The organism is Armatimonas sp. (genome assembly GCF_031410135.1).
Taxonomy (GTDB): Bacteria; Armatimonadota; Armatimonadia; order Armatimonadales; family Armatimonadaceae; genus Armatimonas.
Genome location: NZ_JANNYP010000242.1, coordinates 1 through 20,489 on the forward strand (window position 1 = coordinate 1; position 20,489 = coordinate 20,489).

Annotated in this window: 20 protein-coding genes, 2 tRNA genes and 1 pseudogene; 10 read left to right on the forward strand and 13 right to left on the reverse strand. The window is 56.6% G+C overall.

From position 1 onward, the window contains the following. Positions 1–28 precede the first annotated feature (28 nt). Positions 29–295, reverse strand: coding sequence for a hypothetical protein (locus RMO15_RS08730; RefSeq protein ID WP_309710715.1), 267 nt, complete (start codon positions 293–295; stop codon positions 29–31). A gap of 171 nt (positions 296–466) precedes the next feature. On the opposite strand from RMO15_RS08730, the pseudogene RMO15_RS33225 reads away from it, so the two are divergent. From RMO15_RS33225 to RMO15_RS08740, 3 genes and pseudogenes are all read left to right on the forward strand, one after another. Continuing rightward, positions 467–535: pseudogene (locus tag RMO15_RS33225) on the forward strand (PEP-CTERM sorting domain-containing protein); the annotation flags it as partial. Positions 536–999: 464 nt separating this feature from the next. Beyond that, on the forward strand, positions 1,000–2,019 hold the full coding sequence (locus RMO15_RS08735) for a hypothetical protein (RefSeq protein ID WP_309710717.1): 1,020 nt from the start codon (positions 1,000–1,002) through the stop codon (positions 2,017–2,019). Further along, positions 2,003–2,974: a sugar phosphate nucleotidyltransferase gene (locus RMO15_RS08740; RefSeq protein WP_309710718.1), complete on the forward strand. Its 972-nt coding sequence runs from the start codon at positions 2,003–2,005 to the stop codon at positions 2,972–2,974. The genes RMO15_RS08735 and RMO15_RS08740 overlap by 17 nt, the downstream gene beginning before the upstream one ends. Here the strand turns inward: RMO15_RS08740 and RMO15_RS08745 are convergent. From RMO15_RS08745 to RMO15_RS08785, 9 genes are all read right to left on the reverse strand, one after another. Further along, a complete protein-coding gene (locus tag RMO15_RS08745; protein WP_309710720.1) occupies positions 2,971–3,864 on the reverse strand; it encodes an aldo/keto reductase in 894 nt (297 codons plus the stop codon). The two genes, RMO15_RS08740 and RMO15_RS08745, sit on opposite strands and share 4 nt — an antisense overlap. A gap of 68 nt (positions 3,865–3,932) precedes the next feature. After that, entirely contained in the window at positions 3,933–5,189 is a 1,257-nt protein-coding gene (gene clpX / locus RMO15_RS08750; RefSeq protein WP_309710722.1) for an ATP-dependent Clp protease ATP-binding subunit ClpX, read from the reverse strand. Positions 5,190–5,253: 64 nt separating this feature from the next. Further along, entirely contained in the window at positions 5,254–5,844 is a 591-nt protein-coding gene (locus tag RMO15_RS08755; RefSeq protein ID WP_309710725.1) for an ATP-dependent Clp protease proteolytic subunit, read from the reverse strand. Between the two features lie 56 nt (positions 5,845–5,900). Beyond that, positions 5,901–7,436, reverse strand: a complete 1,536-nt coding sequence (gene tig, locus RMO15_RS08760; RefSeq protein ID WP_309710728.1) for a trigger factor — start codon at positions 7,434–7,436, stop codon at positions 5,901–5,903. Positions 7,437–7,554: 118 nt separating this feature from the next. Then, positions 7,555–7,626 (reverse strand) — tRNA-Gly (locus RMO15_RS08765). A 20-nt stretch (positions 7,627–7,646) separates the two neighbouring features. Then, positions 7,647–7,727 (reverse strand) — tRNA-Leu (locus tag RMO15_RS08770). A gap of 66 nt (positions 7,728–7,793) precedes the next feature. Then, positions 7,794–8,699 carry a hypothetical protein gene (locus RMO15_RS08775; RefSeq protein WP_309710731.1) on the reverse strand — a complete coding sequence of 302 codons (906 nt, stop codon included), beginning with the start codon at positions 8,697–8,699 and terminating at the stop codon, positions 7,794–7,796. After that, entirely contained in the window at positions 8,696–9,478 is a 783-nt protein-coding gene (locus tag RMO15_RS08780; RefSeq protein ID WP_309710736.1) for an ABC transporter permease, read from the reverse strand. The genes RMO15_RS08775 and RMO15_RS08780 overlap by 4 nt, the downstream gene beginning before the upstream one ends. A gap of 27 nt (positions 9,479–9,505) precedes the next feature. Beyond that, positions 9,506–10,585, reverse strand: coding sequence for a hypothetical protein (locus RMO15_RS08785; RefSeq protein ID WP_309710739.1), 1,080 nt, complete (start codon positions 10,583–10,585; stop codon positions 9,506–9,508). Between the two features lie 37 nt (positions 10,586–10,622). Here RMO15_RS08785 and RMO15_RS08790 point away from each other — a divergent pair, with 37 nt between their 5' ends. The 3 genes from RMO15_RS08790 to RMO15_RS08800 all read left to right on the forward strand — a co-directional run bounded on the left by RMO15_RS08790 (position 10,623) and on the right by RMO15_RS08800 (position 13,492). Next, positions 10,623–11,582, forward strand: a complete 960-nt coding sequence (locus RMO15_RS08790) for a hypothetical protein (protein ID WP_309710740.1) — start codon at positions 10,623–10,625, stop codon at positions 11,580–11,582. Positions 11,583–11,591: 9 nt separating this feature from the next. Beyond that, complete coding sequence (locus RMO15_RS08795; protein WP_309710743.1) at positions 11,592–11,978, forward strand: hypothetical protein; 387 nt, start codon at positions 11,592–11,594, stop codon at positions 11,976–11,978. 269 nt (positions 11,979–12,247) lie between these two features. After that, positions 12,248–13,492 carry a DUF4832 domain-containing protein gene (locus RMO15_RS08800; protein WP_309710745.1) on the forward strand — a complete coding sequence of 415 codons (1,245 nt, stop codon included), beginning with the start codon at positions 12,248–12,250 and terminating at the stop codon, positions 13,490–13,492. Positions 13,493–13,499: 7 nt separating this feature from the next. On the opposite strand, the gene RMO15_RS08805 is transcribed toward RMO15_RS08800, so the two are convergent. Both RMO15_RS08805 and RMO15_RS08810 read right to left on the reverse strand, forming a co-directional pair. Continuing rightward, the gene (locus RMO15_RS08805) at positions 13,500–14,273 is read right to left on the reverse strand and encodes an ABC transporter permease (RefSeq protein WP_309710748.1); all 774 of its coding nucleotides are present in this window, start codon (positions 14,271–14,273) and stop codon (positions 13,500–13,502) included. A 4-nt stretch (positions 14,274–14,277) separates the two neighbouring features. Continuing rightward, positions 14,278–15,066, reverse strand: a complete 789-nt coding sequence (locus RMO15_RS08810) for an ABC transporter ATP-binding protein (RefSeq protein WP_309710751.1) — start codon at positions 15,064–15,066, stop codon at positions 14,278–14,280. Between the two features lie 154 nt (positions 15,067–15,220). Here RMO15_RS08810 and RMO15_RS08815 point away from each other — a divergent pair, with 154 nt between their 5' ends. From RMO15_RS08815 to RMO15_RS08830, 4 genes are read left to right on the forward strand one after another with little or no spacing between them, the layout of a single operon-like run. After that, positions 15,221–16,591, forward strand: coding sequence for an amidohydrolase family protein (locus RMO15_RS08815; RefSeq protein WP_309710754.1), 1,371 nt, complete (start codon positions 15,221–15,223; stop codon positions 16,589–16,591). A 47-nt stretch (positions 16,592–16,638) separates the two neighbouring features. Further along, positions 16,639–17,925, forward strand: coding sequence for a Gfo/Idh/MocA family oxidoreductase (locus RMO15_RS08820; RefSeq protein WP_309710758.1), 1,287 nt, complete (start codon positions 16,639–16,641; stop codon positions 17,923–17,925). 7 nt (positions 17,926–17,932) lie between these two features. Then, positions 17,933–18,256, forward strand: coding sequence for a hypothetical protein (locus RMO15_RS08825; protein WP_309710760.1), 324 nt, complete (start codon positions 17,933–17,935; stop codon positions 18,254–18,256). A 16-nt stretch (positions 18,257–18,272) separates the two neighbouring features. Next, positions 18,273–19,373: a glycosyltransferase gene (locus RMO15_RS08830; protein WP_309710763.1), complete on the forward strand. Its 1,101-nt coding sequence runs from the start codon at positions 18,273–18,275 to the stop codon at positions 19,371–19,373. On the opposite strand, the gene RMO15_RS08835 is transcribed toward RMO15_RS08830, so the two are convergent. Next, positions 19,334–20,476 (reverse strand): glycosyltransferase family 4 protein, encoded by a 1,143-nt coding sequence (locus RMO15_RS08835; RefSeq protein ID WP_309710765.1) that lies wholly within the window; start codon positions 20,474–20,476, stop codon positions 19,334–19,336. The two genes, RMO15_RS08830 and RMO15_RS08835, sit on opposite strands and share 40 nt — an antisense overlap. Positions 20,477–20,489 lie beyond the last annotated feature (13 nt).

The window sequence follows — 20,489 nt, forward strand, 5'->3', positions numbered from 1 at the left end:
TCCTCACGAGGATTTTACCCGGTAACCATCAAGGCTGTTTTGCTGACGTAGTTTTTTTTAACCAACAGGCTGCTCGCGCCTCAGGATCACTAATTTGGTTGCAGTCCTCTGCCGCGCCGGTCTGTGCCGCGCCTGGTCGAGAGAGTACCTGACCGATCATCACGCCCTCGATCAGGAGCAGGGCAGCAAGTACCCGAAAAGGTGCCTTCTGAAAGACGGTCGTTGTCTTGGTCGTGGTGTTAGTCTTGCCCGTCGTTGTCTTAGTGTTTGTCGTCGTTGTCGTTACTGGTGTCATGGCAATAAGCCTCTTTCTCGTTCGCGGTGCGCCGACGTGGGCAGTCTTTGCTCACTGGGCGACGGCAGTCGATACCGGAAGTATAAAGCAATCTTGCCACTAGTGGTGGATTAGGCGTGAAAGTTTCTCACTTGCACCCAGAGGACTTCCTCGTCGGGCGGCGTTGCTCCCGAACCCGGCACTCTCGCCCTCCTCGCCCTAGGCGTGGTCGGTGGCATCGTAGCGCGTCGCAAGAGGTAGAGAACTACCTGTAGGTAGGGGTAGCTGCACTGTGGCGGCTTAACGAGGGCTGGGGAGAAATCCCCGGCCCTTTGGCGTTCTGGCTATGCTCTGCCTCGTCCGATAAGCCTCGTTATGTTTCATGCAGCCGATTTTGACGAGTTTGCATAGCTTGCAGAGTCCGATAGCGCGGGCGCAAGACTTCGGGAGAAACGGTTTTTTTACCAGGCGCAGAGGAGTTGGGTGGAGATTTGGGTATCCGCCTAGGCCCTCACCGAGTACATTGCACAGTAGGAGGCGCTGCTGTGAAAACGATGACGCGGAAGGATCTTGCACAAGTCGCTATCATCTCGACCCCTACCCTGACAGATCACCCCGTCACTTTCACGAGTCCCAGCCCTAAACATAGGATATTTTCCGTTTCGTAAGCGGGGGCGACAGAGCACCTAGACAAAATTACTAAATGCGGCCATAATACGTAAAGTATGTTAAAGAAATCACCGGAGCACTATGTCGAGCAGCTACGCAGCCTGCAAGATGCCATGCAGACCCGGCTGCTCGCTGATGTCAAGACCCAGGAGGAAGCGGCCACAGAGGCGCTCTCGGGCGTCGCGGATGTGCGTGGTGGCGACACGATCTACCAGATTGATGCCCATGCCGACGAAGTCCTGCACCACTTCTGCACCGAGTGGGCAAGAGAAGCGCCCTTAGTGCTGATCTCTGAGGGCATCGAGGGTGCAGGCTGGCAGGTCTTCCCCGAAGGCACCGATGAAGCCGATGCCGCGTTTTTGCTGATTGTGGACCCGATAGATGGAACGCGCAACATCATGTACAACAAGCGCTCCGCCTGGGCGCTGGCGGGGATCGCGCCCAACAAAGGCCGTGGCACCACGCTCGCCGATATCGAAGTAGCCGTGATGACCGAGCTCCCCACCACGCGGGCGCTGCTGGCCGACCAGCTCTGGGCGATCAAAGGCCAGGGGGCAAACCGCGAAACCAAGAACTTAGTGACCGGCGAGCGCAAAGCTACTCCCATGCGCCCCTCGCGCTCGCACTCGCTGGCACACGGATTTGCCAGCCTCGCCAAGTTCTTCCCGCCCGCCAAGGGCGCAACCGCAACACTGGAAGAGAAACTGATGTTGGCTGTAGCCCCCGAGGATGGCGAGAACCCGGTGGTCTTCGACGACCAGTACATGACCACGGGCGGACAGCTCTACGAGCTTCTAGTGGGTCACGATCGCTTTATCGCGGATCTGCGCCCCGTGTTCTTTGAGGCGCTGGGTCTGCCCCCCAAGCTGGTCTGCCATCCGTATGACATCTGCACCGAGCTGATCGCTCGTGAAGCTGGTGTCTTTGTGACGGATGAGCGTGGTTCGGCTCTCTCCGCGCCACTGGACATCCGCGCCGCTGTGAGCTGGTGCGGGTATGCGAACCAGACGCTGAAAGACCAGATCGAGCCCACGCTACAGGTGCTCTTGGAGGAACTTCGTGAGCATCGTGCGTAAGGCGGTTATCACCGCAGCGGGGCGGGGGACACGGCAGTTTCCGGCCACACGCTCCATTCAAAAAGAGATGCTGCCGCTCGTGGATCGCGATGGTATAACCAAGCCGACCATCCAGATTATTATCGAGGAGTGCCTGGCATCCGGGATCGAGGACATCTGCATCGTCGTCTCACCCGGCGGAGCCAAGCCCTTTAAAGAGCACTTCTCACGGCTCAAAGACGACGAGCGTAAGGTCTTCAAGGGCAAGGAGTGGGCGCTGGCACAGGCGGATACGCTGCGGCGGATCGAGGAGCGCATCACCTATGTCGAGCAGACCACTCCCGAGGGCTACGGCCACGCGGTCTACCAGGCAAAAGACTTCGTGGGCGACGAGCCGTTTCTCTTGCTACTGGGCGACCATGTCTATATCTCCAACAGCAAGAAGCGCTGCGCCCAGCAGGTGATGGATACCTACGCAGTAACGAAGTGCGCCGTCTCCGCCGTGCAGCAGACCCCCGACGACCACCTGCATCTCTTTGGCACCGTCAAAGGGGAGCGGCTCGGCCAGAGCGACCCGCCCATCTACGACGTGGAACAGATCATGGAGAAACCCTCCATTGACTACGCCGCCGAGCACCTCCAGACTCCTGGGGTGAAGCGTGGCTACTACCTCTGTTTCTTTGGGATGCACGTCTTCCCGCCCAGCCTCTTTGATTGTCTGGCGCACCATATTGACAATAACATCCGCGAGAAAGGCGAGATCCAGCTCACCAGCAGCCAGGAGATGCTAAGATCGCAAGAGCGCTACGTCGCCGTCGAGACCAGCGGCGAGCGTCTGGACATGGGCGTGCCGCTTGGCTACATCGAAACCCAGACTGCCCTCGCCCTCTCGGGTGTGGACCGCACCGAAGTCCTCGCGACACTACTGCGCCAAGTCGCCAAGTCCGCCGCCAAAGAGCCTTTCGGGCAAGTCTAGACCTGCCCTAGCCAGTCGTCGGGGGCGATTTGTTGCCAGCGTGCGCGAATCGCCTCGAACTCCTCGGCAGGGAGCGGGCCGCTAGCAAGAAGCGCTGCGTTCTGCGCCCAGCGCTCGGGGTTCTTGGTTCCCACAATCGCCGTGGTGACACCGGGCACGGTGAGCGTGAAGCGTAGGGCGCGTTCAATCGAGAGCCCAGGGTAGGCGAGTGATTGGAGGCGCTGCCAGTAGGGCCGAGGGTAGGCCGGGCACTCGTCCTCGGTGGGCCACGTCCAGCAGGCATTGGCGATGGGCCGCTTGGCGATAATTCCCATCCCTGCCTCTGCCGCCGACTTTACCCAGCACGAGATTCCCCGCTGATCGGCGAGATTGATGCTGGTCTGAAGCGTGTCGAACACCCCACAAGAGACGGCGTACTCAGCGGCCTCGTTCTCGCCGCTGTAACCGATAAAGCGCGTCTTCCCGGCAGCTTTGGCTGCTTGCAGTGCGGCGATCACCTCGCCTTGCTGAAGCACTGAGAGGCTGCAGGAGTGGAGCTGTACCAAGTCTAAATAGTCGGTCTTGAGGCGCTTCAGGCTACGCTCAATCCCCGCCGTGAGCAGCTCCGGCGTCCAGTCCTCGTGCTCCAGCCCCGCTCTATGGCCGCCCTTGGTAAAGAGAAAAAACTCGCTACGCCGGTGGCTCACGGCCTGCCCGATCAAGTGCTCGCTGGCCGTCTCGCCGGAGCCGTAGCACTCCGCAGTATCAATCACATTCAGCCCGGCATCGAGCGCCGAGCCAAGCAGTCGCGCGGTCTGATCTATGCTCGCCTGCTCAAAGCCGATCTCCGCCCCACCAAAGCCCAGCACAGAGATCTCCATACCCGTGCGGCCTAAAACCCGTTTTTCCATAGGATCTATGGTACCGCGAAAAACAAAAAGCCCCTGCCAGAGGGCAGGGGCATTGGGAGAGATGGTTTCTACGCGGCGCGGTTGAAGTAGCGGATATCGGGGGCTTGCTTGTCGCGGATGGTCGCTTCGGTGATCACAACTTCCTCGATCTCACGCTGGGACGGCACTTCGTACATGATGTCCAGAGTTGCCTCTTCGATAATGGTTCGGAGAGCGCGGGCACCGGTCTTGCGCGCAATGGCCTGGCGGGCAATCTCCGTGAGAGCGCCGTCCGTGAAGCGCAGATCCACCCCATCGAGTTCAAAGAAGCGGTGGTACTGGCGGGTCAGGGCATTGCGCGGCTCGGTGAGGATTCGCACCAGAGCGGCTTCGTCTAGCGGGGCCAGAGCTGCTGTCACCGGAAGTCGCCCGATAAACTCAGGGATCAGGCCGTAGCGCTGGAGGTCATCTGGGAGCACATGGGAGAAGGGATCGTCCTCAATAGAGTCCACCTCAGCGGCCAAGCTGGCACGGAAGCCTAGGCTCTTGCGGTTGCGCCGCTGCTCGATAATCTCACTCAGGCCGTCAAATGCGCCACCACAGATAAACAAAATATTGCTGGTGTCAATCTGAACGTACTCTTGCTGGGGGTGCTTGCGGCCTCCCTGAGGCGGGACATTGGCCATTGTCCCCTCTAGAATCTTAAGAAGTGCCTGCTGAACCCCTTCGCCCGAGACATCACGGGTGATCGAGGGCGAGTCGGACTTGCGGGCGATCTTATCAATCTCATCAATGTAGATAATCCCCCGCTCGGCTCGCTTGATGATATTGGGGAGCGTGTCGCCGTTATCGGCGGCCTGGATCAGCTTAAGAAGAATGTTTTCAACATCTTCCCCCACATAGCCTGCCTCGGTGAGTGCAGTGGCATCGGCGATGGCGAAGGGAACATTGAGCACACGGGCGAGGGTCTGGGCAAGCAGTGTCTTGCCGCTTCCCGTGGGCCCCAGTAAGAGAATATTGGACTTCTGAAGCTCAACATCACTCGCGGGAGCCTGGATGCGCTTATAGTGGTTATAGACCGCAACGGATAGTGCGCGCTTGGCACGCTCCTGCCCGACAACATAGTTACTGAGCTGGCGGTGAATGTCGCGTGGCTTGGGCAAGTGCCCGGCAGGAAGAACGTCTTCCTGCGTACTCTCAGTTCGGATGATATCGTTGCAGAGTCCCACACAGTCGAGGCAGACGCCTCCATGAACTCCCAGGATCAGCTTCCGAACCTGCTCGCGGCTCTTACCACACAACACACAGCGGTTGTCGTGGCGATCATAACCTCCAATACGCGGCATCCAAGCCCCCTTCACTTACAGACAGGCGTGTTCAAGGGACTTGCACGGAAACCCTTCACACCCACTAGCGTTTGTCACGAACCAGGACTTCATCAATCAGCCCATACGCCACAGATTCCTCAGAGGAGAGGAAGTAGTCACGCTGGATATCGTGCTTGATTTTATCGAGATCCTGGTTTGTATGTTTCTGCAATATTCGCGCCAGTTGATCATTTGTCTTTAATATTTCTCGGGCTTGGACATCAATATCGCCTGCGGTCCCTCGGAAGCCTGCGCTGACTTGGTGGATCATCACACGGGCATTGGGCAGAGCAAAGCGCTTGCCTTTTGCGCCACCAGCAAGAAGTACGGCTCCCATTGAGGCTGCCATTCCCATACAGATCGTGGCCACATCACAGCGCAAGAGCTGCATGGTGTCGTAGATGGCGAGCCCTGCGGTCACGGAGCCACCGGGGGAGTTGACATAGAACTCGATATCGCGATCGGGGTCTTGCTTCTCCAGGAAAAGCAGCGATCCGACGATAATACTGGCCTGCTGGTCATCTACCTCTTCCCCGAGGATGATGATTCTATCTTTCAGAAGGCGAGAAAAAAGATCCTGCTCGCGACTACCGCGGGCATCTTGCTCAATAACACCAGGAATGTTTAGTGGCATGGTACTCCTACTTAAATGGCCCCGGTTTCTAACCAGGGCCATCTCTCTATTTTACATTATGACTCAGCGGGTGCTTCCGCCTCAGCCTTTTTTGTTTTTCGCTTGGGCTTGGGCTCCTCCGCCGGAGCCGCTTCGGCTTCCTCGGCAACAGGGGCCGCTTCAAGCTCTGCAGCAGGCTCATCAGCCTTCTTCTTGGTCGCGGCCCGTTTCTTGGGCTTGGCTTCCTCAGCAGGAGCGGCAGAGGCTTCCCCCGCTGTCTTGCTGGCCTCTTCGGCTTCTAGCTCCGCGGTCGTGACAGTGCGCTCGGCGATCTTGCTGGTTTCTTTGAGGAAGTTTAAGATCTTCTCGGTGAGGGCCTGATCACGGAAGCGATCCAGGCTCCCCTGCGACTCGACATAGGCACGAATCGCGGAGACACTCACACCAGACTCACCGGCACGCTCGGCGAGCTTGGCATCTATGTCCGCATCCTCGACCATGATACCCTCGGCACGAGCCACCTCAGAGAGCACCAGCGAGTTCTTGATACGCTGGGTTGCCCCAACGGCCATCTCGGACTGAAGCTGCTCGACGGTCTTACCAATCGAGGCAAGATACTGCTCCGGGGTTACTTTATTCTGCTCCAGGGTCTGGGCGAGCTGATTTAGCTCGGCGTTGACCTCGGCCTTGAGAAGAACCTCGGGGAAGTAAATCTGGCTGGTCTCGACGATCTTACTGACGAGATGGAACTCCACCTCGTTTTCGCTGGCCTCGACCGCATCGTTTTCCAGCTGTGCACGGACTTCCGACTTCAGCTCTTCAACAGTGCTAACCTTGGGGCGAGCACGCTGTGCCAGCTCATCGGTTAGCTCAGGAAGGACACGGGCGCGCACTTCCTTGACATCCACGGTGAAGACGCCACGCTTGCCGCGTAGGCCTTCGTTCTCAAAGGTCTCCGGGTAGGTCGCCTCGATGCTCTTGGAGTCGCCCTTCTTGAGGCCCTGCAGACCTGCATCCAGATCGGGGATGTTCTTCCCGACCTCGATCATGGTAGCTTTGGGCTCGGCGAGCTCGGGCAAATCCTGTCCCTCGACAATGGCGGTGAGATCCACCATCAAAAAGTCGCCGGTTTCGGAGGCGCGATCCTCAATCTCGGGATACTCCGCAAAGCGAGCGCGGATGTTCTCTAGCTCTTTCTCGACATCGGCATCGGCGAGGGCGATCTTACGACGCTCTAGCTCGAGTCCTTTGTAGAGCCCCAGCGTGATCTGAGGACGCAGAGGAACCAGTGCCTTGAAGACCAGAGGACCGTTATCGTCCATGGAGACAAGCTCCATTTCGGGTTCGGCAAAGGGCTCCACACTGACCTGCGTGAGGGCTTCACGGTAGGCATCGGGTACGAGGGCTTCGGCGGCGCGTTGCTTCACGCGACCGTCATCCACGTAGTTCTTAGCGATATGGGGCGGAACCTTCCCGCGGCGGAAACCGGGAAGCTGAAGGCTGCCCACGGCCTGTTGGAAGGCTTTCTTGCGTGCGACTTCGACTCGCTCCGGGTCAACGGAGATGGTCAGCGCGATGTTGCAGGGGTCAAGCTGCTCAGTCGTCACCTGCATCGGTGGAATTTTCACTCCTAAAGTTCAAATAGATTTAGATTTGGATTAGCCAACAAAAAAGGTACCGGAGATGCTACTGCTCCAGTACCCTGCCTCGGTCTTTTGGATGAGATCGAAGAGCGGGAGAAGGGGTTCGAACCCTCGACTTTCACCTTGGCAAGGTGACACTCTACCACTGAGTTACTCCCGCGTACTATACCCGCTCGGCTATGGGCGAGAGGGGATTTGAACCCCTACGCCTTGCGGCACTGGTTCCTAAGACCAGCGTGTCTGCCATTTCACCACTCGCCCTTACCAGGTAACAGGCCGACACGGGATATTCTAGCTTAAGGATGCCCTTTTGTCAAGAGCCCGCCCCTACTTCCCCGTATACTTACGCAAAAACTGAATCGCCGTCGGGTCCTCGGGGTAGCGCTTTAGACACTCTTGGGCCCGAGTACGAGCCATGCCATAGAGTGCACGCGCCTTTTCGGCCTCCTCCTTCTTAGACTGCTCATCCCCAAGATTTCGGTAGAGAATCACCAGCCAGCGGTAGGCGGAGTTGGCGTCCTCTTTCTCGTCTAGGCTTAGCGTCTTTGGATCGCGCACCGCCAGTAGCTCTAGCGCCTTACGGCCATGTGGTTCGGCCTCCAGAGGGCGGGAGAAGCGCACCAGAAGCAGCTCACACAGGGTGGTCTGGATCGAGAGGCTCTCGGGGTTGTTGCGCTCGCCCTCTTGTAAGAACGCCAGTGCTTCGTCTAGCTTGTTGGGCCGAGAGGCCATCTGCATCGCCCCCTGAACATAGCCCTGGATAAAGTGGGGGTTGCTCCAGGTCATCAGCCGGAAGAGCGGCAGCGCCTCTTTGGCATCACGCTCTTTATGGTTGGACATGTCCATGTAGGGCTGGGTCTGGCGCTCGATATGCCCTAGAATACTTCGCCAGTCCGAGGCCTCGCTGGGGACAACCGTCGTCTCATCGTGATGACTGTCGTGCGCGACCACTCCCTGGACTTTGCCAACTTTTTCGTCTTTTTTCTCCGACTCCAGCCGACCGCGTGTGCCGACTCCAAAGTGCAGATAGCGATCCGACTCCAGCCAGAGAAAATCGGCGAGTGAGGCGCGAAACTCCCCAAACACGGAGGTGACAGCGGACTCTTCCAGTGCCTCTTGCTGGTGAAGTGTCAGCCCAACAGGAGCCTTGAGCTGTGGCTGGACACTCTGCGCGAGCTTTCCTGCCCCCACCAGCGCCACGAAGCACAGCCCCACCACCATGCCCTCTCTCACAGTGCCACCTTTCGGAAGCGAACCGCCCCCACGGAGAGCGCCACTAGCGTATGAATCAGCGCATAGCCAAAGAGAGCTGCCAGTACCCAGAAGGGAACCGGGTTCCAGCCGTGGCTCACTTTCCCGGAGAGATCGAAGAGATTCAGCTCGGGAATCACAAAGTAGAGTCCCCGAATTAGCACTTGCCCAAAACCATCGCTGGTCTTGTCAAGTAAAAGTGTCGACTGCGAGAATGCTTGCGAGCCGACTGCCATCAGAAGTGTAATGGTGACCGTGGCCTGCGGAGTTAGAAAAACCGATGTGGTCACGGTGACGGCACAAAGCAGCATCAGGACAAAGAGCCGGAGCGCTAAATACTGCCAGAAGATCACTCCGGGATGCATCCCGTAAACACTCAGAGTCCCCCAGCCGATAAGCCCAAAGACCAGCAGCCCCAGCCCAGCCAGACAAAAGACGCCTAGGAACTTACCGATCAGCAGGTCCGTGCGGGAGATAGGTCGGGCTAGGAGCGGGTAGATCGTCCGGCGCGAGATCTCCTCGGGGAGTTGGCGTGCGGAAAACACCACCGCCAGGATCACCGAGAGCAGGTTAATAACGGTCAAGGTGGCGCTCTTGAGGAAGATATCCAGCCCTTGAACGCCAAAGCGCCCCACCAGAGCCGCCATCCCAATCATCAAGAAAGAGAGGATCATCGCCACGTAAAGATCTTTACGCCGAACCGACTCCAGCACGGTCGCGTGGGAAAGTGCTCCCCAGATCACCAATTTTCGTCGCAACATGCTCCGATTATTGGTAGATTTACGGGCTTACTTCACCCAGTCCGCGACAAAGATATTGGTCTCGTGGTCTTTCCCATTGCGATTGCTCGCCCAGATGAGCTTCTTGCCGTCGGGGGAGAACATCGGAAATGAGTCAAACTGTGCGCCGTAGGTCACTTGCTCCAGCCCCGTGCCATCCAGATTGATTAAGTAGACCTCAAACGTCCGGCGCTTAGGATCGCCACTGTTCGACGCAAAGATCAGTTTTTTGCCATCGGGAGTGAAGAACGGCGCAAAGTTAGCCGCTCCGTTGCGCGTTACTTGCTTCGCGTTTTTCCCGTCGGCATCGGCGACCCAGATCTCCATTGAGGTCGGACGCACCAGATTTTGTTTCAGCAAGCTCTTGTAGTCCGAGACAGCCTTGGCATCGGGCAGCACGGAGGAGCGCCAGACGATTCTTTTGCTGTCGGGAGAGAAATACGCCCCGCCATCGTAGCCCACCCGGTTGGTGAGACGCTTGAGATCCGAGCCATCGGGCTTGATGGAATAGAGATCTAAGTCGCCGTCACGCGTGGACGTGAATATAATCCGCTTTCCGTCGGGTGAGACTGTCGCCTCGGCGTTGTAGCCACACTCTTTGCCCGGCTCCACTTTCGCGGGAAACAAAGGCCGCATATTACTGCCATCTGCGTTGGCCTTGTAGATAGCGTAGTAGGGATAGATCGGCCAGACATAGCCCTGAGAACGATCCGGCTCCGGAGGGATCGCGGGGCTGTGGCCATGTGTCGAGGCAAAGACAATCTCTTTGTCGCCTTTTAAGAAATAGGCACAGGTGCAGCGCCCCTTCCCCGTGGAAACCATTTTCTTACCGCTGCCATCGGGGCGCATGGTGTAGATCTGGTCGGCGTCCCCGCCCCCCTTCATGTACTGAAAGATCACTTTTTTACCATCAAAGCTCCAGTACGCCTCGGCGTTTTGCCCGCCAAACGTCAGCTGGCGCACGTTCTTAAGATGCGCCTCACGAGGGTCGTGGAGGCTAGGTAGTGGTCCACTCCCCGGCACCGACGGCGGCTGGGCCAGCGCAAGAGTGGCAAAACCCAAAGTCAAGAAAGCAACACGCATTCGCATAGCCCTGTTGTACCCGAAGGCGCGATAAAATGTGAAGATGAAAACGCAATGCGTCTTGCTTCTGACCGTAAGCCTGGCGTGTCTGGGGTGTGGCGCGTCACCTTCGGGCTGGCGACGGGAGACGGGAAGCCACGCTCTATCGATCTGGTGCTCAGCAAATCCGGTTTCTCTGGAAGCAAGACCCGCTTCCGAGCTGCCACCACTCGGTGGCCCTGAGCCTGCTCCCAACCGCCGTTTTCTCTCCCGAAGTGCCCCCTATCCCTCGCCCGATGGAAATTGGCTTCTCTACTGGGAACAAGAACTTCAGACAGGCACCGACACCACCTCCCCAATCGGCGAGCGCTGGCGTCTGGTGAAGAGAGACAATGGAAAGACCCAGCTCTGGCCGCCTGATGGCAAGCTCTCCCGCACACCACGCCCGAGTCTCTATATGTGGAATCAAGAGGTTCTCTGGCTCCCCGATAGCTCAGGTTGGTCTGTGCTCCACAGCGCCGAAGGCCCCGCTGAGCTCTACCGTGTGGACACTCTTGCCAATGGCCCCAAACTACTCCCGCTTCCCGCAAAGAGGGTGGATACCCTACTTGGACGGCGGCGTGACGGAAGCTGGCTCTGGCTCCCAGAGGGCTCTAACAGCGTTCGCGCGCTACGCTTTCTCGCGACAAAATCGCCCGCTCCGGCTCCACTGACCATCCCCGGCGACCCGACGGCAACTCTGCGCTGGCCCTACGCTCTACACACCAACACAGATACGCTTGCGGTCACAGTGGAGAGACGGAACAATTGGTGGGGTAAGTTTCTGAAACAAGAAGAAATCACCGAGCTTTGCGTGTTTTCTCTCACCAGTGGCTCCGTGTCGCGCCTACCTCTGCCAGATAAGCTCGCCTATGTCAGATCACTCCAGTGGTCTCCCGATGGGAAGCACCTCCTCTGCCTCCTCGACTCCCAGACGGCCTCGAATGCCCCCATAGTTAGCAAAACCTATCTTTTTTCGCAGTAGAGCAACCTTATGCAACGACAGAAACGCACCTGGCTCTCACCACTAGAAATTGTCGCCGTAGTTCTGTGCTTCCTCTATGCAGGATTGCTCAGCACGTATTTATTTGCCAGTCCTCGGGCACTCATCACCCTTGCAGTCTGCATGATGGCAATACCCAGTTTCGCATCGCTGACACTTCTCTGTGGCATGCGCCAAATTGCAAAAATCTTCCAGTGGTTGGTGGCGCTGGGCTGGGGGCTACTCAGCCTTGTTTTACTTGGGTTTACCGCGTCGTGCTTGAGAAATACCCCACGCAGTGATTTTTTTGTGGGCCTTGCACTGGGAATTGCAGCGGCAGGTTTTGCGTTTCTCCACAGCTTTATCGCGCGGCACATTCGGCAACGCGACGAAGAGTAGACCCGAAAGCTTTTTAATTGAGACAATAACGAGACATTTTAATGCAAAAAAATCTCAGTCATTCTCTCTCGTAGATTCCTAAGGCGCATCCATATCCCTTGATATCAGTCTTAAACCCTTGAATTTCCTTTCTTTGATTTGGAATTTTTCATGGCATTAAGAGCTGTTTTCGCCGTATACTGTACTCATAGTCACGTGGGGAACTACGGACTAGAGGCGATCTACTCTAATGAGAGTGAGGTCGTTTTTTTATTCGGTACACTCCCCTCATGCCCAAAGTGCTCTCTCTACCCGCAGGTCCCTCTCCGCTCGATAACCCGCTCAAGGGCTGGTGCGCCTACTCGAATCCGGGCTTCGTCCACTCGCTCCCTGTCTCGATGGCCTACTTCTACGCCTCCTGGCGGGAGCTGGAGCCGAGTCCGGGTGTCTTCGCCTGGGAAGCGTTCGAGAAAAAGTGGGAGAGCCCGCTGGCACGCGGCAAGCACGTCATCCTGCGACTGTTTTTGGAGTACCCCAATGAGCCCACGGGCCTGCCGCAGTGGGTGATTGACTCTGGCGTGAAGCGAGTGCCCTACGACACCAAAGAAGTCGGCAAGGGGCTCTGCCCCGACTGGGACGACCCGAAGCTTTTAGAGCCGCTCCTGAGGTTTATTGCGGCGTTTGGCAAGCGCTACAACTCCCACCCCCGAGTCGCGTTTCTTCAGCTCGGGACACTTGGCTTCTGGGGCGAGTGGCACACCTGGCCCGTGGATAAGCTCATGGCGTCGCTGGAGACCCAGAAGAAGGTCGTGGCGGCGTACAAAGCGGCCTTCCCCGATGTTCCTATTCACGCACGCTACCCCCACGAGGGCACGAACCACGCCTGGCTGGGCTACCACGATGACCTGATCCCTGAGGACTCGCTCGGCCCTGATGACTGGCAGTTTCTACCGTCGCTGAAGAAAGCCGGACGCACAGAGAACTGGAAGACCGCTCCGTTTGGCGGTGAGATGGTGCCGGGGGGAGCGAAAAAATGGCTCGGGGAGGGCTGGCCGACACTTCAGAAATCTGTCGAGCAGCTTCATTTCTCGTGGATCGGGCCGTACTGCCCCGCCAACGAAAAAGACTTGACTGACGAACACAAAACCCATGCTGAGGCGCTGGTGCGGCGCATGGGCTACAGCTTCCGCCTTACCAAGCTCACCTACGACACAGTTGCCAAAGGCGGTCTCCGTCTCACGCTGGACGGCATCAACGAGGGCGTCGCGCCGTTTTATCGAAACTGGCCCTTGGAGATTGGCGTTCTGGATGAGACAGGCCGCGACGTGGTGCGTACCCGCCCGAGTGCCGATCTGCGCCGCTGGCTCCCCGGCCCGTTTTCGGTGAAAGCGTCGCTTGTTGGCATCCCCAAGCTTCCGAGGCTCCGGCTCGCGGTCCGTGTCGTTGATCCGTGGGAAGGCGCGGCGCAGCCCCTGCGCTTCGCAAACACACTCCCCGTCGTCCGAGGCGGCTGGACGGTACTCACAACACTCTGAGCTACTGCTATTTCAGGGCCTTTCGGAAAGAACCCACCGCCAGCGACACCAGGAGCACGAAGAGCGCAGTAGCAACCGCGAAGCCCTTGCCGATAGCAGGATCGCTCCATCCGGAGAGTACCAGGGCACGAACGCCCTCGATAATGTAGGTCACCGGGTTGTAGCTGGCAATTAGCGCAAAGGTCTTGGGGAGCAGCTCCTTGGGGGCCTGCGAGGTCGTCACGTAGAGAAACGGAAACACCAGCGTGAACATACTCTGCACCAGCCGAGCGTTCTGTGTCCGAAGCGCCGCGATCATCCCGATGCAGCTCCACGCCATCGCAAAGAGAATCAGCATCGCGAAGATTGCCAGCACACCCAGAAAGCCCGTCTTGACGTGGACACCCACCGCAAGCAAGAGCAGCAACACGATGCTTCCCTGAAGCACGGACTGAACCGCAACCTCGCTCAGCTTACCCAGAATGATCGCCAGCCGGTGAATCGGCATGATGATGAGCTTCTTGAAGTAGCCGCTGGTAATGTCTTGCACCAGCTCGATACCCGCGTTGCCTGCCGAGAAAAAGATCGCGGTAAAGATCGCCGTCGGTGCGATGAAGTCTTTGTAGGAGATACCCGCCGGAAAGCCCGGCGCGTTGGCAAATGCCTGAAGCGAGGTCGCGTTCACCCCGAAGAAAAAGATCGGGATGAAGAGCGAGGGAATCAGCGCAAGAACCGGACGCCAGATCTGCTTGATGTTGCGGATCGAGAGATAGTACCAATCGGAAAAAAAGTGTTGCATCATGGGTTTAACGATTTCGGGTGTAGGGGTCGCTGGCGTTGAGATTCGCTTCCTCGTTGCCCAGGTTGCTTCCCGTCGTGGAGAGAAAAACCTGCTCTAAAGTTTTAGCGTTATGTTTGGCGAGAAGCTCCGATACGGTGCCCTCAGTGACGATCTTGCCGCCGTCCATGATGCAGATGCGCTCGCAGAGAGCCTCGGCCTCGTCCATGAAGTGTGTGGTCAAAAAGATCGTCATGCCTTCGCGGTTCAGCTCGCGCAGGTGGCTCCAGATCAGCTGGCGGGCGTGGGGATCGAGGCCCGTCGTTGGTTCGTCCAGAAACAGAACTGATGGCTTGTGCATGAGTGCCAGCGCGAGGTCGAAGCGCCGCCGCATCCCGCCGGAGTAGGTAGACGTAAACCGATCCGCCACTTTTTCCAGCTCTACCAGCTTCAGGAGCCTTGCGATCTGCTCGTCTATCTCGCGCTTGGGCATATGATAGAGCCTGCCGTGTAGCTGGAGCATCTCGCGGGCGGTGGCCGTCTCATCAAGCCCAACCTCCTGCATGGCAAATCCGACGCGCTTGTAGATCTCGTCGGGCTTCTCATCAATCTGGAAACCAGCGATCGTGATAGTGCCGCTGGTCTTCTTAACCAGGTTCACCAGCATATTCATCGTGGTGGACTTGCCCGCACCATTGGGGCCAAGAAAGCCGAAGAACTCACCCTTTTTCACAGAGAATGTCACCCCATTGACAGCTTTAGTGCCACCAGGATACTCCTTGTAAAGGTCTCGGACGTCTATAATAGGATCGCTCATGCTAGAGAGTACACTGTCTTCGATCTCCCAATTCCAATCGGAGGAGCTTTTTTCAACAATCGCGGGGCAGCCGATTAAAATCAGCTTCAGCGGGCGGTGAAGGATTACGGAAATTACTGCGGTTGGAGGACGTTTTCTATAGATATAATCCTTCATGAACTACTTTAAATCTCGGCAGATCGTTATCTCACGTGCCCGACGTGATGCCCAACTATACCTTGCCGGCGGAGTGGCCCTTTGCTTACTAATGGCATTGGCACATTCGGCAGCGGCGGACCAGCAGGCAATATACCCGCCCTCCGCTATGCCCCGTGTGGATATGCACACCCACATGGATGCCAAAACCCAGTATGCAAAATCGGTCGAGGCAATGGACCAATGGGGTGGCACCATCAGTATTAGCTTGGCAGGTTTGTTCTGGGTGAAAGATAACGACGACAAAAATGCAAGCCCGGCGAGTGTCAGACAGATCCCAAGTAACGACATGATCTACGTGAAGGACAAGCTACAGAACCGGATTCTTTTTGTTCCAGGCGCTTTTACGATTCCGAGTCAAGGCATCTGGTGGAGCGTCGATGAAATCAAGACCTTTAAAGAGCAGGGTTTTGTCGGCCTCAAACTGTGGCCACACGGGGCAATTCTCTCCAGCAAGATCCCCAAGATTCATGAACAGCTTGATGAGGCAGGTCGCCTAGGAATGCCCTTGATTGGCTATCACGCAGGAGACCCGGGCGATGCCAAAGGAAACAGCGCCGCCTTTCCAAAGTTCGAAGAGGATGCGATTGAGATTGCGAAGGCACACCCAAAAACAACCTTCATCTTCGCTCATGGTCTCTTCATGTTGGAAAACGACGAAGGTCTGGACAAGTTAGGGAAGATATTCGACCAGTATCCGAATGTCTTCGTTGACTTAGCCTTCACCCACAACGCGCGCCAAGCGGCGAAGTACACACCAAGCAAGGCCAGAGCCTTCTACATCAAACACCGTGACCGGATCCTTTTCGGTTCCGATGTCTTTGCGGCAGGTGCCCCCGCCAGCGGGTTTCTAAACGAACGAAAAGTTCTCGAAACCAATCAGGTGACGAACGGCCTTCATGGTGGCCCTAAGTTAGAGGGTCTTAATCTTCCTGCCGATGTCTTGAACCACATCTACTACTGGAACGCTGCCCGGCTCATTCCCAGAGTCCGACAGGTGCTTGAAGCCCAGAAGTTCAAGATCGGCTACGAATTAGGCCTCTTCAAATTCGACCGACTGCCGCCAGATGTCACCGTAAACAAGCTCACGGTTGTTCGTGGTCAGGCAGCCGAGCTCACCGGCACCTTGGGCAGTGTGACGGAAAGCCTGACGGTGGAAATTGCGGGCAAGATTTACTCAGGGGTGGATAACTTGAATGGCACTTGGAAGCTGTCCGCAGATCAGCTTGTCAACCTGCCCGCAGGAGTTTACGATGTCAAAGTGACCACTAAGAACGCCATTGGACTGGTACGAACCGATTCCTCCACCAATGAGCTGATAGTCCGCTAAGCCTGACTTTCATTGCGCGGCACTGGCATGCTTGGGAGGAAGAATAGGTGCGCCTGTCGAACCGAGGAGGCATGGACTCAATGAAGCGTGTGGACTCGTTTGCGACGATCTTTCCGCAAAACCCGAAAGGGGCGAATGAGAAGATTGTCTACGGGCATATCGGGGTGGGCGGCATGGGCAGTAGCCATATTGTCCCCGACTCGTGTGCGGCGATCTGTGATGTGGATGCGAATCACCTGAAAAACGCGGCAGCCAAGGTTAAGGGCTCACCGTTTCTAACCGACGACTACCGGCGACTGCTGGAGCGCAAGGACATTGATGCGGTCACGATTGGCACACCCGACCACTGGCACGCCCTGATGACGGTGCATGCCTGCCAGGCGGGAAAAGATGTCTACTCCGAGAAGCCAACGTGTAAGACGATAGAAGAAGGCCGCGCGATGATCGAGGCGGCGCGGCGCTACAAGAGAGTGGTACAGATCGGCTCACAAGGGCGCTCCAACCCCGGCGCGGCGATGGCCTACGACTACATCCGCAATGGTCAGCTCGGCACGGTCAAAGATGTCACGGTCTGGCATCCCAATAACTTCGTGGAGAAGAATAGCTTCGGCAAGGAAGGCCCACCGCCCCCCGAGCTAAACTGGGAGATGTGGCTTGGCCCGATTGCCTGGCGGCCCTACAACCCTGATATTGTCCACTTCAACTTCCGCTGGCTCATGGACTCTGGTGGCGGCTTTATCCGCGATAGAGGAAACCACGTGCTCTCTGTGGTCATGTGGTGCCTGAACCAGGACGCCTGGGACTCCCCCGTGACCGTCGAGGCGATGGGAAAGACCAACCCTAACTCGGTGTACGATGCGCCACTGACCATGCAGGTAAAGTGGGAGTTCTCAAACCCCAAGTGGACCATGACCTGGGATCAGCCGGGAGTGGCTCCCGAGCGCTTCGAGGGCCCATGGGGCGCACTCTACAAAGGTGATAAAGACGATCTAATCGTGCTGGGGGGCGATGGTGGCTGTACCACGGAAGAGAAAGCCCGCTTCTACAAGCCGCCCGCAGGCGGCATCAAAGCCTTCATGGAACCCGAAGATACAGATCCTACGGAGCGCCACCGACGGAACTGGCGGCGCTGCATCCGAACCCGTGAAAAACCAGTAATGGACGTGGAGATCGGGGTAAAAGTAATCGTGCTGCCCATTATCGCCAATATCGCCTATGTCCTAGGCCGCAAGCTTACCTACGACCCCAAAAAATGGAAGTTCATCGGTGATGATGAGGCCAATAAGCTTCTCTACGAGCCGTACCGTGCACCCTGGAGCCTCAAAGGAGTCTGATAAAAACATGCGTGAAACCCTTCTCTCCCTCGCCGATACCATGAGCGGCTCCGATCTGATCAAGGCCAAGGCCGCCAAAGCGATCATGGCCCAACAGGTACATGCTGCCTGCGCTCCCGGTGGCAGTGCAAAGCTGCGTGCGGAGCTGCTCCGCGAGCTTATGACCATTCTCGCCAGCAAGCGCCCGCGCCTTGTGCGTGCCCATGCCATCGAACTGATTGGCTTTCTCGGTAGCAAGAGCGACGACAAAGCACTCGCCCGCCTCGCCGCAGACCCCGAGCTGAAAGACAATATCAAGATGGCCCGCGAGCGTCTACGGCGCGGGAGCTAGACGGTATAGTAATCCTATGCCAACACAATCCCCACTACCCCGAGTACTCGCAGTTAATGCAGGAGGGGTAGGAAACTTGCATGGCCTTCGTGCCCGCCGCCTTACACAAACTCTGCCGTTTGATGTCACTGTTGTAGACATAGATCGTAGCTCGCGCAAAGCAGGGTTTGTACACATGCAACAGCTCCTACAAGACTCCTGGGACATGGTCTATCTGGAGAGCACCGGGATTTCGGCAGGACTTCCTCTTTTACGTAGCAAGCACCGCTATATTGTCTCCTCAGGTGATCCGGTGGCAGGTTTTTTCAAGGTAACGGCAGGGGCACTGCAAGGTGCGCTTTTCGGGGCCTATGAGAAGCAACTCTATCGCCGCAGTGCAGGATTTATTGGTTGGACTCCCTACCTCACCGGACGTGCTCTAGAGCTCGGGGCCCCACGTGCGGTCACTATTGAGGGGGCTGTGGAGCTAGAGCGTTTCCGGCGTTTCTCCCCCGAAGAGCGCAGCTCTGTTCGGGAGCGGCTCCAGATCCCTCAGGCAAATTTGGTCTGTGGCTTGGTAGGTTCACTGACATGGGTTGCGCGTCAAGAATACTGCTATGGTATGGAGCTTGTTGAGACTCTCAAGTATCTAAAACGCACCGACATTACCATGCTCATCGTCGGAGACGGCGATGGGAGAGCTCGTCTCGAAGCGCGTCTTCCTGCAAACTTGAGGGACAGAGTGGTCTTCACGGGACGTCTTCCTGAAAATGAGGTAGTGGAGGCAATAAATGCCATGGATATTGGCTTTATCACGCAGACTTTAGATGCCCTAGGTAGCTATCGCTTGACAACCAAGCTCCCCGAGTACCTCGCCTGTGGGCTTCCTGTGGCCATGAGCCCAATCCCTGGCTACTACGACTATATTGGGGAAGCAGGTTGGGCACTCCCTCCCTATCACCCTGCGAGCAGTACCTTTCACCAAAAGTGTGCAGCTTGGCTAGACACGTTATCCCCCGAAGCATTTCCCGCAAAGTCTCTTCAAGCTCGTCAGCAAGCGGAGAAGCACTTTGACTATACCCAAGTTTGCCAGCGCTTTCAGCGCTTTCTCACCGACTTACTCTCAGCAAGTTCTTGATAGAGCGCGTAGTAGGTGCTGGCAATCTTTTCCCACGTGTATTGCGCCGAGTGCGCCCGTGCCGCCACCGACATTTCCTTAAGACGCACCGGGTCGCTCGCAAAGCGCCCCATCGCCTCTGCTAAAGCATCCACGTCTTCGGTGTCTTTCAAACACACGCCCGCACTTTCTCCCACCACCTCAGCGCCTCCCGTCGTTTCTGTCGTGATGATCGGGAGTCCAGAGGTAAGTGCTTCCACCAGAACAAGTGCACAGGCCTCATAGCGCGACGGAAAAACAAAAAAATCGCAGGCACGCATGATAGCAGCAATATCAGTACGGAAATCAAGGAAGTGGCATCGCGATTCAATACCGAGCTGCTGAGCAAGCTCAGGGAAGGGGCTCTCTGCCTTACGTCCCACAATGGCCAAGTGCAGCTTGGGAACTTTGACAAGCGCCTTGAGTACAGAGTCCAAATTCTTACGTCCTGTACGAATGTCACCAGCAAATAGTGCCAGAGAGACAGCTACAGGTAATCCTAAAGTAGCTCTATCGACATTACCAGGATAAAACTCTAACGGATCTGCCCCATTTAGAATGACCTTCATCTTAGATAATGGAATTCCAAGATCCTGATTCAGTTCACTCTGAACGGTACTGGAAGCAGGCACAATAAATCTTGACGAATTATATGATTTTCGCTCAATTACAGAGTTAAACTTCGAGTATGTAAATTGATAAGCCCTGTAAAAACCTTTTGTCTGCTTGGCAGGATGCATTTGATTTTTCATCCATGCTGAGTGCACAAATTGGGAGGTATTAATATCTTGATTTATTGTGAAGCTACCTCCATATCCGTGGATTATGTCAAATTCATGTCGTCTTTTTTCAATAAGTTGGTTTGCCTTAAGGAGGAACTCAATACCATGAACAAGCCAGTTGCTCCGAATACGGGGTTGGATTTTCACCCACTCTATCCCCTCGGCGACCAGAGCAGGATCGACACGATCTGCAAAGAGGGTTACCTCGGCTCCTTGTTTTTTGGCATAGCGAACGATCTCTAAGTTAGCTCGTCCCTGGCCATCTCCCTTGATAACATTATGGGTCACAACGGCTATTTTCATTGAACTTAATATA